General features: G+C 64.5%; 14 protein-coding genes and 1 pseudogene. 7 read left to right on the top strand and 8 right to left on the bottom strand.

Annotated features, from left to right (window positions below; all coding sequences use genetic code 11):
• Positions 1-43 precede the first annotated feature (43 nt).
• The 6 genes from nrdH to ARTH_RS11900 all read left to right on the top strand — a co-directional run bounded on the left by nrdH (position 44) and on the right by ARTH_RS11900 (position 5,649).
• Positions 44-289, top strand: coding sequence for a glutaredoxin-like protein NrdH (gene nrdH, locus ARTH_RS11925; RefSeq protein WP_011692201.1), 246 nt, complete (start codon positions 44-46; stop codon positions 287-289).
• A 51-nt stretch (positions 290-340) separates the two neighbouring features.
• The gene (gene nrdI, locus ARTH_RS11920; protein WP_011692200.1) at positions 341-829 is read left to right on the top strand and encodes a class Ib ribonucleoside-diphosphate reductase assembly flavoprotein NrdI; all 489 of its coding nucleotides are present in this window, start codon (positions 341-343) and stop codon (positions 827-829) included.
• A gap of 2 nt (positions 830-831) precedes the next feature.
• Complete coding sequence (nrdE, locus tag ARTH_RS11915; protein ID WP_011692199.1) at positions 832-3,015, top strand: class 1b ribonucleoside-diphosphate reductase subunit alpha; 2,184 nt, start codon at positions 832-834, stop codon at positions 3,013-3,015.
• Positions 3,016-3,122: 107 nt separating this feature from the next.
• The gene (gene nrdF / locus ARTH_RS11910) at positions 3,123-4,097 is read left to right on the top strand and encodes a class 1b ribonucleoside-diphosphate reductase subunit beta (protein ID WP_011692198.1); all 975 of its coding nucleotides are present in this window, start codon (positions 3,123-3,125) and stop codon (positions 4,095-4,097) included.
• Positions 4,098-4,283: 186 nt separating this feature from the next.
• On the top strand, positions 4,284-4,778 hold the full coding sequence (locus tag ARTH_RS11905) for a hypothetical protein (protein ID WP_011692197.1): 495 nt from the start codon (positions 4,284-4,286) through the stop codon (positions 4,776-4,778).
• A 43-nt stretch (positions 4,779-4,821) separates the two neighbouring features.
• Positions 4,822-5,649 carry a VOC family protein gene (locus ARTH_RS11900; protein WP_011692196.1) on the top strand — a complete coding sequence of 276 codons (828 nt, stop codon included), beginning with the start codon at positions 4,822-4,824 and terminating at the stop codon, positions 5,647-5,649.
• A gap of 39 nt (positions 5,650-5,688) precedes the next feature.
• Here ARTH_RS11900 and ARTH_RS24095 read toward each other — a convergent pair whose 3' ends face one another.
• The 8 genes and pseudogenes from ARTH_RS24095 to ARTH_RS11870 form a co-directional block, all read right to left on the bottom strand.
• Positions 5,689-5,979, bottom strand: a complete 291-nt coding sequence (locus ARTH_RS24095; protein ID WP_198011508.1) for a hypothetical protein — start codon at positions 5,977-5,979, stop codon at positions 5,689-5,691.
• Positions 5,976-6,536, bottom strand: a complete 561-nt coding sequence (locus ARTH_RS11895; protein WP_011692195.1) for an SDR family NAD(P)-dependent oxidoreductase — start codon at positions 6,534-6,536, stop codon at positions 5,976-5,978. The genes ARTH_RS24095 and ARTH_RS11895 overlap by 4 nt, the downstream gene beginning before the upstream one ends.
• A 62-nt stretch (positions 6,537-6,598) precedes the next feature.
• A pseudogene (locus ARTH_RS11890) lies at positions 6,599-8,194 on the bottom strand (DUF222 domain-containing protein).
• Between the two features lie 77 nt (positions 8,195-8,271).
• Positions 8,272-8,427: a DUF2087 domain-containing protein gene (locus ARTH_RS24260; protein WP_269534825.1), complete on the bottom strand. Its 156-nt coding sequence runs from the start codon at positions 8,425-8,427 to the stop codon at positions 8,272-8,274.
• 15 nt (positions 8,428-8,442) lie between these two features.
• Positions 8,443-8,796, bottom strand: a complete 354-nt coding sequence (locus ARTH_RS11885) for a hypothetical protein (RefSeq protein WP_011692194.1) — start codon at positions 8,794-8,796, stop codon at positions 8,443-8,445.
• 45 nt (positions 8,797-8,841) lie between these two features.
• Positions 8,842-9,240: a YybH family protein gene (locus ARTH_RS11880; protein ID WP_011692193.1), complete on the bottom strand. Its 399-nt coding sequence runs from the start codon at positions 9,238-9,240 to the stop codon at positions 8,842-8,844.
• 249 nt (positions 9,241-9,489) lie between these two features.
• Complete coding sequence (locus ARTH_RS11875; protein ID WP_011692192.1) at positions 9,490-9,981, bottom strand: OsmC family protein; 492 nt, start codon at positions 9,979-9,981, stop codon at positions 9,490-9,492.
• 373 nt (positions 9,982-10,354) lie between these two features.
• Positions 10,355-11,080: a maleylpyruvate isomerase family mycothiol-dependent enzyme gene (locus ARTH_RS11870; protein ID WP_011692190.1), complete on the bottom strand. Its 726-nt coding sequence runs from the start codon at positions 11,078-11,080 to the stop codon at positions 10,355-10,357.
• 118 nt (positions 11,081-11,198) lie between these two features.
• On the opposite strand from ARTH_RS11870, the gene ARTH_RS11865 reads away from it, so the two are divergent.
• Positions 11,199-12,020 carry an amino acid ABC transporter substrate-binding protein gene (locus tag ARTH_RS11865; RefSeq protein WP_011692189.1) on the top strand — a complete coding sequence of 274 codons (822 nt, stop codon included), beginning with the start codon at positions 11,199-11,201 and terminating at the stop codon, positions 12,018-12,020.
• Positions 12,021-12,037: the final 17 nt, after the last annotated feature.

Genomic DNA, 12,037 nt, shown 5'->3' with positions numbered 1-12,037 from the left:
AGAGACTTCAAAAGCAGTGACTTCAACAAAGGGGACAGGAACCATGACCGTTACGGTTTACACGAAGCCGGCCTGTGTTCAGTGCAACGCAACATACCGCGCGCTGGACAAGAAGGGCATCACCTACCAGAGCGTCGACATCTCCCAGGACGCGGATGCCCTCGAGCGCCTGAAGGCCCTCGGCTACATGCAGGCCCCCGTCGTGGTCACGGACCAGGATCACTGGTCAGGCTTCCGCCCGGACAAGATCGAGGAGTTGGCGCTGAGCGCAGCCGCCTCAGTGGCCTAGGCTCAGCCCGCCGCTTCCGGCAAAGAACTTTAGGTAGATGAGGTGACTCCCATGGCAGCGCCGGCACTTGCCGATGCGCCGCTCGCAGCAGATGCTGTGAATACGACGCCCATGAACCGGACATCCAGTCACCTCATCTACTTTTCCTCGGCTTCCGAGAACACCCGGCGCTTCGTTGAGAAGCTCGGCCGGGATGCAGCCCGGATCCCCCTGCATCAGCGTGAAGCTGAACTCGTAGCCTCCGAGCCTTTCGTCCTGGTGGTTCCCACCTACGGAGGAACCGGCGGCGAGGGCTCAGTGCCGAAACAGGTGATCCGGTTCCTCAACAACCCGCAGAACAGGGCCCTGATCCGCGGGGTGATCGGCGCAGGAAACACGAATTTCGGGGACAACTACTGCATGGCGGGCGACATCATCGCCTTCAAATGCCAGATACCGCACCTCTACCGCTTCGAACTCATGGGGACGCCTGAAGACGTCCGCCTGGTAAACCAAGGATTGGACAAGTTTTGGACACTACTGTCGCAGACACAGAAGTAACCATGCCTGAGGGTCAAGGTCCCCGCGCGGGGGCCGCCGTCGAAAAGACCGCAGAGAAGTCCGCGCTGCCCGCCGCCTACAAGGGGCTGGGCTACCACGAACTGAACGCCATGCTGAACCTGTACGGGCCGAACGGGGAGATCCAGTTCGAGGCGGACCGCGAGGCCGCGCACCAGTACTTCCTGCAGCACGTGAACAACAACACCGTGTTCTTCCACGACCTGGAAGAGAAGCTCGACTACCTGGTGAAGAACCAGTACTACGAGCGCGAGACCCTCGACCAGTACACGATGAACTTCATCCGCGAGCTCTTCAACCGTGCGTACAAGAAGAAGTTCCGTTTCGAGACCTTCCTGGGCGCCTTCAAGTTCTACACGTCCTACACACTGAAAACGTTTGACGGCAAGCGCTTCCTGGAGCGCTACGAGGACCGCGTCTGCATGGTTGCCCTGCACCTGGCCCGCGGCGACGAGCAGCTTGCCCTGCAGATGGTGGACGAAATCATCGAAGGCCGCTTCCAGCCGGCCACCCCCACGTTCCTGAACGCCGGCAAGAAGCAGCGCGGCGAGCTGGTCTCCTGCTTCCTGCTCCGCATCGAAGACAACATGGAGTCGATCGGCCGTTCCATCAACTCCGCCCTGCAGCTGTCCAAGCGCGGCGGCGGCGTGGCGTTCGCGCTGACCAACATCCGCGAAGTCGGCGCCCCGATCAAGCAGATCGAAAACCAGTCCTCGGGCGTCATCCCCGTGATGAAGCTCCTCGAGGACAGCTTCTCCTACGCCAACCAGCTCGGTGCCCGCCAGGGCGCCGGCGCGGTCTACCTGCACGCCCACCACCCGGACATCTACCGGTTCCTGGACACCAAGCGGGAAAACGCGGACGAGAAGATCCGCATCAAGACCCTCTCACTCGGCGTCGTGATACCGGACATCACCTTCGAGCTGGCCAAGCGCGACGAGGACATGTACCTGTTCTCCCCGTACGACGTCGAACGCGTCTACGGCATGCCGTTCTCCGACGTCTCGGTCACCGAGAAGTACTACGAGATGGTGGACGATTCCCGGATCAAGAAGACCAAGATCAAGGCGCGCGAGTTCTTCCAGACGCTAGCCGAGATCCAGTTCGAATCCGGCTACCCGTACATCATGTTCGAGGACACCGTTAACCGCGAGAACCCGATCGACGGCAAGATCATCATGTCCAACCTGTGCTCCGAGATCCTCCAGGTTTCGCAGCCCACCACGTACCACGATGACCTGTCCTACGACCAGACCGGCAAGGACATCTCCTGCAACCTGGGCTCGCTGAACATCGCGAAGACCATGGATTCGCCGGACTTCGGCCTGACCATCGAGACGGCCATCCGCTCGCTCTCGGCTGTTTCTGACATGTCCAACATCACCTCGGTGCCGTCCATCGCCCGCGGCAACGACCAGAGCCACGCCATCGGCCTGGGCCAGATGAACCTGCACGGCTACCTGGCACGGGAGCGGGTCCACTACGGTTCCGAAGAGGGCCTGGACTTCACCAACATCTACTTCTACTCGGTGGTGTACCACGCGGTCCGCGCCTCCAATAAACTGGCCATCCAGACCGGCCAGACCTTCGGCGGCTTCGAGAAGTCCAAGTACGCCTCGGGCGAGTTCTTCGACAAGTACACGGACCAGGAGTGGGTGCCGCAGACCGAGAAGGTCGCGGAGCTGTTCAAGAACATCCACATCCCCACCCAGGATGACTGGCGCGAGCTGAAGGCTTCCGTCATGGAGCACGGCATCTACAACCAGAACCTGCAGGCCGTTCCGCCGACGGGCTCGATCAGCTACATCAACAACTCCACCTCCTCGATCCACCCGGTGGCGTCCAAGATCGAAATCCGCAAGGAAGGCAAGCTGGGCCGCGTGTACTACCCGGCGCCGTACCTGACGAACGACAACCTGGAGTACTACCAGGACGCGTACGAGATCGGCTACGAGAAGGTCATCGACACCTACGCCGCTGCCACGCAGCACGTGGACCAGGGCCTGTCCCTGACGCTGTTCTTCAAGGACACCGCCACCACGCGCGACATCAACAAGGCCCAGATCTACGCCTGGAAGAAGGGCATCAAGACCATCTACTACATCCGTCTCCGCCAGCTCGCGCTGGAAGGGACCGAGGTGGAGGGCTGCGTCAGCTGCATGCTGTAACCCCGGTGGTCGAGCCTGTCGAGACCATAGCTTGAGTACGACGGCGGGCGCCCGCCCGCCGTCGTACGCTTTAACTTAGAGAAACCACCCAACGTTTAGGGGATGACATGACCGAGAAGGTCAAGCTGCTTAGCCACGTCGAGGCCATCAACTGGAACCGCATCCAGGACGACAAGGACGTGGATGTCTGGAACCGCCTGGTCAACAACTTCTGGCTGCCGGAGAAGGTGCCGCTGTCCAACGACGTCCAGTCGTGGGCGACGCTGACGCCGGACGAGCAGCAGCTCACCATGCGTGTGTTCACCGGCCTGACCCTGCTGGACACCATCCAGGGCACCGTCGGCGCCGTCTCGCTGATCCCGGACGCGATCACCCCGCACGAGGAGGCCGTGTACACGAACATTGCCTTCATGGAGTCCGTGCACGCCAAGAGCTACTCGTCCATCTTCTCCACGCTGGCCTCCACCAAGGAGATCGACGAGGCGTTCCGCTGGTCCACCGAGAACGCGAACCTTCAGAAGAAGGCGCAGATCGTCATGGACTACTACCAGGGCGATGATCCCCTGAAGCGCAAGGTGGCTTCCACGCTGCTGGAGAGCTTCCTGTTCTACTCGGGCTTCTACCTGCCGATGTACTGGTCCTCACGGGCCAAGCTGACGAACACGGCAGACTTGATCCGCCTGATCATCCGCGATGAGGCCGTGCACGGCTACTACATCGGCTACAAGTTCCAGAAGGGCCTGGAGAAGGTCTCCGAGGAAAAGCGCCAGGAAATCAAGGACTACACCTTCGAACTGCTCTTCGAGCTGTACGAAAACGAAGTCCAGTACACGCACGACCTCTACGACTCCGTCGGCCTGGCCGAGGACGTCAAGAAGTTCCTGCACTACAACGCCAACAAGGCGCTGATGAACCTGGGCTACGAAGCCATGTTCCCGGCGTCCGTCACCGACGTGAACCCGGCCATCCTTTCGGCCCTGTCCCCGAACGCCGACGAGAACCACGACTTCTTCTCGGGCTCGGGTTCGTCTTACGTAATTGGTAAGGCTGTCAACACTGAGGACGAGGACTGGGACTTCTAGTTCTTCTTCTTCGAGGTTCAGCCGACCTCCCTTGAAAGCCGCGCCGCATCCTGTGGCGCGGCTTTCTTGCGGGATCGCTCGCACACCACGGTGTGTCGAGGAGTGCATTCCTAGTCTCTCTTGACAGGCCCGCGATCCGGGGGCTCTTATCGAGTATCTACATGGATAAGAGAGGGCGTGGTGGCCATGCCTGCCAGCCAAACCATCCCGGGGAACCCGGCCCGCCTCCGGACGGGAGCCGCTCTCATGGCGCTTGCCGGGCTGGCCTTCGTTGCGTACGCCCTAGTCTTCCTGGGACTGAAGTTTTCGGGCGCCTTCCTCGAGCTGGGTATCGGCCCCGACCAAGTGGACAAGGGGATGGCGGAGGTCGAGGCGTTCAGCCCGCAGCTGCACCACTACATCAGCCATCTGCACATTGCGCTCGGCGGCTTCATCGCTGCGGCCGGGCTGGCCATAGCAGGCCTGTCCTGGTACGGGGTGCGCCGAGGAGAACGGTGGGCCTTCGCCACAGCCGTCATGGTCCCCACCGTCGCACTCGCAGTGGCCCTCCCCGCACATTACCCGTGGGGTCTGGCCACGCTTGGGCACCTCGGTCCGGTCTACCTCACTGTCCTGATTTTCCTGGCAGGGGTAGGAGTCGCCTCCAGCGGAATGCGCAGCCCTGCGAGGAAGCACGATTGAGGGGCCGAACCAGGCCTGCGGCGATGATGGACTGGAACCAGACATGACTGAACGGACCTACCCGCAGGGCGTCCCATGTTGGATCGATACCGAGCAGCCTGACGTCGAGGCAGCCGCAGAGTTCTACTCCGGACTCTTCGGCTGGACATTCGAGGACGTCATGCCGCCTGGAGCGCCGGGCCGCTACCTGATAGCAAAGCTCGACGGCCAGGACGTCGGTGGGGTTGCCGGCACCCAGGGCGGTGCCGCGGTGTGGAGCACCTACATAGCCGTCGAGGACGCGGATGCCGCAGTGCAGCGGCTGGTTGCTGCCGGTGCCGCGGTGCGATCGGCGCCTGCCGATGCGGGCGAAGGCGGCCGAAGTGCGGTGTTGGCCGACCCTGAGGGTGCCGAGTTCCGCATCTGGCAGGCCAGACGACGCTTAGGGGCACAAGTGGTCAACCTGCCGGCGTCCTGGAATTTTAGCGACCTCCACACTGCCGACCCCGGCGCGGCCATTGCGTTCTACGAGGATGCGTTCGGTTGGCAGGTCGACGACCTTCGCTTCGCGAAGATGATCCGCAGGCCAGGTTATGGCGACCACCTTGAGGCGACAGCGGATCCGGGCATCAGGGCGAGGCAGTCCGGGCTGGCAGCCCCGCCCGGTTTCGAGGACGCGATCGCCTGGGTCGCTGCCACGGCCCCCGATGAAGCGCCCCACTGGCACGTCTCGTTCACCGTCGCCGACCGGGACCGGACGGTGTCTGAGGCTCAGCGACTCGGCGCCCAGGTCCTTCGCCAAAACGACACCGCGTGGACGCGCACGGCACTGATCCGCGACCCCCAGGGAGCGGAGTTCACTGCCAGCCAGTTCACGCCCCCGCCGGGATGAACCGTCCTGTACAAGTGACACAAGGAAATCCCGCCCCGGTCAGCCCTTGGGCTCCGTGTCGAGGACGGTGACCTCCAGAGGCATGCGGTTGGTGCGGCGGAGGCGTCCGGCGATCAAATTTCGCAGTCCTCGCGAAACCATGGTCGTCTTGGTCAGATACCGGAACTCGGCCGCATCCGAGGTTACGAGGTCCAGGAGGGGACGCGCGGCGTCATCAGGGGTCTGCCCCCACAGTCCGACGACGACCTGCAGCCCGCCCAGTCGATGCTCATACCCCGGCTGGGACGTGACGTGCCCCAGCAAGTCCGTCACCACCAGGCCCGGGTTCATGCCATGCACCCGGACGCCGGTGCCCCTGGTCTCCAGCCGCAACGTCTCGGTGAACTGGCGGACCCAACGCTGCTTGACGCATATGCGTTCTGTAGCGCCACCGGCCCCTGGTCGCCTTGGCCGTAAACGTTGACAAGGTCGCCCCGGCCCTGGCCGAGGAAGACTGGCAGCGCAACCCTCGACCCGTGGAACGTGCCAAGGATGTTCGTGCGCACCACTCGGGTGAAGTCGTCCACCGGCGTGGACGCCGTGGGCCCGAAGACACCGGAGACTCCGGCATTGTTGACCCAAATGTCGAGCCTCCCGCGGCGCAGGGCCTCGTCGCGCAGGGCTTCGACGTCTGCCAGCTCACCGGTGTCGCAGGAACGTCCAGAGGCTGCGATCCCTTCCGCGTGCAGGGCCTCGACGGCGGCCGCGACATCGACGTCCGACCTGGACGCCAGCACCACCGCAGCGCCCTGGTGCCCCAGGAGCCGGGCCATGGCAAACCCCAGGCCGCGTGTCGAGCCAGTTACGACCGCAACACGTCCGCGGAGGACGTCTCGTTTCGAAGCCATGCATCTCTCATACGCGCTGCAGCCCAGGAGAGCAAGGGCACCGGCATGGCGACAGCAGCCGATCAGACGCGTTGGGGCACGAACGCCTCGGGGAGGAAGTCGTCCAAGGGCGGCGGCCAGCCCGGACCGTCCATGTCTGCGGCCTGGAATTCGTCCGCGGCCGTGACTAAGTGCCATTGCGGGAAGGGGTCCGCGGGCATATTGAGGTCGGGATCCCGGCTGGTCTCTTCGTGGGTCAGGATGTGGTCCGGCCAGCGGGGTGGTTCCCAGTCCTGGTGTTCGCTGGGGTAGTGCCGGCCTGACGGTGAGGTCCAGCCCGGCGGGTGGTCTGTGCTGGCTCCGGTGGGTGTCCAGCCGGAGCTGTGTTTGAGTTTGTGGTGTTTTGGGCACGGCTGGCCCAGGTTGGAGATGCCGGTGGTGCCGCCGTCTGCCCAGGCCAAGAGGTGGTCTGCTTCATTGTCGAGGGAGTGGTTGTTGCAGCCGGGGAAGGGGCATTTGCCGTCGCGGAGGCGGAGCCACTGACGCTGCGCCTTCGTGAGCCGGTAGCTGGTCCGTCCGATTTCCAAGGGCGCCCCGTCGCGGGGGTCCGTCAGGACGCGGTGGAAGGAATCGGCGCCGTCGGCGATCAGCCGGCGGGCCATGGACGGCGGGATCGGGCCGTACCCGTCCAGCATGGCTGGTTCGTCCGTAGCGCGCCCAGTAGTGACAAGACCGGAACAGTGATGAGGACTTGGGCCCTCGGATACGGGACGTCTCCACCCAATCCGGCCCCGCGGTCGACCGTCCCGCCGGGGGTGCCGGTGCCGTTGGTGAGGAGCCAGCTAGCGGCGACGTCGGCGCGGAGCTGGGTGAGGGTCCTGACCTCGTCCGGGGCTTGCATGGAGCGGGCGGCGGCGGTGGTCCGTTCCCAAATGCCCGCTGCAATCTGGGCCGGGAGGTAGGCCGAAAGCCATGCCATGCGGTCCCGGTCCGGGAGGTACTCGACCCGCCGTTCGGCGGCGCTGCTGGCGAAGCGTTTTTCGATGCTGACCGGGTGGTGGCGTTCCCGCCAGGAGGCGTGCCTTGGCCCGGAACCGGGGAGGCACGAGGTCCCCGGCCGGACAGCCGCGGGCGGGGTTTGGCGCGTCGGTGTCCAGGAAGTGCGCTTCCAGTGCGGCTGCACCGTCAGGATTCAGGCTGGTGGTTTCGTCGACGATGATCCGGGCATGCTGCCAGGAGATCGTCCCGGCTTGAAGCGCTGTCAGGGTCAGCGGCAGCGCCGTGGTCAGCGTCCGGCATTCGTGCAGGAGGGCTCCGGCGGAACGTTCGCTGATGGTCAGGACGCAGGCGACCTCGGCCACCAGCGCCATCTGTTGGGTGGTGCGTTCGCGCGGGGAAGCAGCCGGTGAGGCCAAGGCCCGGGTTGCCCGCACATATTCTGCGGTCATCCTCACCTTCAGCGCGGCGGTCCGGGCTTCCTGTCGGGCTATTTCAGCGAGACCTTCCAGGCAATCATCCGCCAGGCGCTGAAGCGGATCGGTGTCCGGAAGGGGATCGGTGCAGGGTGAACCGGCCCCGTCTGGGCCGCTTTCGACGAGGGACTCCAAGGCAGCAGTGGAGGCAGAGACGGCCGCCAGGGCCTCCCTGATGTCCGCACTCCAAGCTGTTCTGCTGTCCATTGCCTAAGCATCGCAGAGGGCGCTGACATTATTGACGCCGTCGCCGGAACTGCCATCGGCCCTTTCCGCACAGGGAACTAAGTCTTCTTCGGCCGGTAATAGGAGGAGCCTGAAGGGGTCCGTTCCAGCAGCCCGAAGTCAACCAGGTAGCGGCGCAGCATCACGACGTCGTCCGTATAACTGAGAAGCCGTTCATTGACCTGTCTTTCCGACAGGTCTTGGCCGAGCTCGATGGCATCGGTGACAATTCATGCCAGGAGCTCCCGTCGCTCCGCCTTGTTGGCCGGATACCGCTCGATCCTGCCCAAGCGCATAAAGCGGGCGTGTCCGGTCTGCGGCTGTCGCCGGGATTGTTGCGTGAGGAGGCGGCGGAAGATCGCCCCGGACGCCTCGAGTTCGCCGGCAGCGTTGGGTTCGACGAGCCCGGACTCGAGCAGGGCCGTGATGGCCCGGCTCCGCCGCCGTTCGTTCAAATCAGCGATCGCTTCGGGGAGCTTGGCCCCGAGCACTACTTGAGCGTAAGCCGTCCGTGCGTCATCGTTGCCGAGGGCGGCCATCACCCGGCGCCAGTGCGGTCCGCTAAACCTCGTTGCTTCGGTCATAGTCGTCTTACCACCCCGTGTTCACCCCTTGCGTCTACGTCGCCCTCACTCGGCCACGGTGTCGGCGTGGCGGTGCGCCACCTTCCATTCTCCGTTTTCTCGGCGGTAGACCTGGGTGGCGCGCAGGGTGTAGCTGCGCGGCTGACCGTCCACGGAGGTTGAAATATGTTCCAGGCCCGCGGTGTAGGCCATGGCGCCGACCACGTCATAGGCCTGCAGTTCGAAACTGTAGGACGTGCAGTTGGAGAAAGCCCTCTCGAGGACAGCGAAGGCCTCGTCGATCTCCTGCTGCCCATACGCATTCCGCCACGCGCCAAGGATGCTCACCGGCTCATTCCGTGACCAGAGCGCCCGGCGCGGGGCGGCGTCGCCGTCGTGGAGGGCCATTTCCGCCCGGTACAGCGCGGATCTAACCCAGGCTAGAAAGTCGTCGGCGTCATCCATACCTCAGTATGCCCCTGGCCCGGAGCATTGCACAGGGTGGCCCGTTGCGCCCCGGACCGGAAATCGGCTCGGTCCTGCTTTCCATGAGCCACCTCGCCCACAAGTCCTTAATAGTGATGGCTGCCGCCGCGGACCCCGTAGCGGTGGATGCTCCGGGACCTCCGCCGCCGGAAGCGCACCCCACCAGTAGGAGCGCCGCTGTCAGCGGAAGTGCGGCACGGGCCTGAACTGCTTTCATGGGGGAGGGCGCTACCCGGTCATCGTCAGGCGCTCACCGGTGCCGGCGAAGGCCACCGAGATCTCAGGGGTCACCGTCAGCGAGTTGTGAACGGTGCAATGCGAGGCGACGGCAAGCAGCGGCTCACGTCGCTCGGCGGGCACGTCGGCGGGGATAGTGAGCCGCACCTCGATCCGGGCGACGCGTGCAGGACGCGAGCCCATCTGGAAGTCCGCGTCCACGGCCAGGCCTTCGGTGGGAAGTCCGTGCCGGTCCAGGTAACGGCGGGCGTAGAACGCGACACAGCCTGCGAGGCTCGCAATGAACAGCTCTGTCGGCGTGGGACCGGTGTCCTCCCCTCCGTCGCTGGTTGGCTGGTCGGTCCGGATGACGTGCCCGCGGACATTGATGTCGAAGCGGTCTCCGCCCTGATGCACGACGTGTACTGGCTGTACATCGCGGGCTGCAGGGCCAGGACCCGGGTTGGACCTTCCGGAGGCCGTGATGGGTTGTTCGCTGCTCATGGTTGCTTCGATCCGTCGTTTGATCCCACGGGGGTCCGGGGCCGGTTCAGGGGCGGTGATTGTCGTAGGACTTCGGGCCTGCGGAGCTAGCGTCCGAACAGCTTGGCGAAAAAGCCCGTCCCGGCCGGGTTTTCGTGCTCGTGCCCGCGGCAGCGATCGGAGCCAGGGACCCCGCGCATCACCTGGTCGACGTGCTGGCCGCAGCCCGCCCAGGTTGTCTTACCGCATTTCTTACATGTCACTGCACGGCACATCTGGTGGCTCCCTCAGTATCAGTGGATAGTCACATCAGTATACCCCATGGGGTATTTGAGGCTGTGTTCCCAGCACTGAACCGACGACGGCGGGCGGTGGGCCAGGGAGGTCACCCCGCTCATGGTGTGAGCGGGCCCCGGAGGACGCGAAGTGCCAGCGCGGCGTCGCCGTCGATGATGGCCGTGTCCTTGATATTGGACCGGCCCCACAAGCCGAGGTACATGTCCGTTAGCGGGGCGGTGACAGACGCCGCCGCGGGGCCGCTGCCGACGGTCCAGCTGGCCGCCCCGGGCGCCTCGAAGCCGGGCACGTCGAAACCGGACACGTGGAAGGCGACGGCCTGCTCAGGCGGCTGCATCCGCTTCAGCCGCAACTGTCGCGGAGTGAACATCGCCAGGACCTCATCGACGCCGTCGAGCATGAATTCCGCGCCGGGAACCGGCGCTGCCACTCCGGACGCCTGGCTGGCGTCGATGAGGTGGATGGCATGCTCGTGCGCCTGTCGTCGAAGCCAGAAGCCCGCCGTGCGCGGCGGCGGTCCAAAGTTCCAGCACGCTGCCCCGGGTTCGACGGACGCCATCGCCTCGAGGAACGGCGCGGTGCCCTCGATGAACCACGCGGCGGCTCCCGCGGCCGGGGGAGCCGGCTCCTCAACGTAGTTCCCGCCACGAACCACCGCCGCAGCCCAGCGTTCGATGGAACCGAGGTGCCCGAACAGCTGGTCGAGTGTCCAGCCGGGGCACGCCGGAACGGAACGGGACAGCACGTCGTCGGGCTGGCGGGCGAGTGACGTGAGACTGTCCAGGAAACCGGCAAGCTCGGCGAGGTAGCGATCGGGCGACATGGCATGAGCCTACGGTGCAACTGTTCTCCCCAAAAGCAGATCTTGCTATCGTCGGAAGTGGACTGCCGGCCTGCGGTACAGCTGGCGAGCCCTTCCGGCTACAGGACGAAGGTTCACCATGAAGCGCACACGCCTTTCCGCTCTCGGCCTCTTTGCAGCCGCAGCCCTTGCCTTGGCCGGCTGCGGGTCCGGGTCCACCACCCCGTCCGGCTCGGCGCCGACAGGCGGCGCGGACTCCTCCCTGAGCGACGTCAAGAGCGCCGGCGAGCTCAAGATCGGCACGGAAGGCACCTACAAACCCTTTTCCTTCCACGCTGAGGGCAGCGGCGAACTGACCGGTTACGACGTCGAGATCATCACCGCCGTCGCCGGGAAGCTCGGTGTGAAGCCGTCCTTCCAGGAAACCCAGTTCGACGCCATCTTCGCCGGCCTGGAGGCCAAAAGGTTCGACGTCGTAGCCAACCAGGTTTCGATCACCGACGAACGCAAAGCAAAATACGAATTCTCCGAGCCGTACACGGTGAGCACCGGCGTTATTGTCACCAAGGCCGATGACGGCAGCATTAGCTCCTTCGACAGCCTCAAGGGCAAGACCACTGCGCAATCGCTGACCAGCAACTGGTACAAGCTCGCGCAGCAGAGCGGTGCCAACGTTGAGGCCGTGGAAGGCTGGGCACAAGCGGTCACTCTGCTCAAACAGGGACGCGTCGATGCCACCATCAACGACAAACTCACCTATCTGGACTACCAAAAGACCGCGAAGGACAGCGACATCAAGATCGCAGCCGAGACCACGGACAAGTCGCTCAGCGCCCTCGCCTTCCGCAAGGGATCAACAAGCCTGACGGAGGCCGTGAACAAGGCCCTCAGCGAACTGGAGACCGACGGCACCCTTACCAAAATTTCGCAGAAGTACTTTGACGCGGACGTTTCGAAGTAGCCACGTGGAAGCCGGCG

It is taken from the genome of Arthrobacter sp. FB24 (assembly GCF_000196235.1).
Lineage (GTDB): Bacteria > Actinomycetota > Actinomycetes > Actinomycetales > Micrococcaceae > Arthrobacter.
Note: the sequence above shows the minus strand (reverse complement) of the source record. Positions and strands in the feature narration are given on the sequence as shown.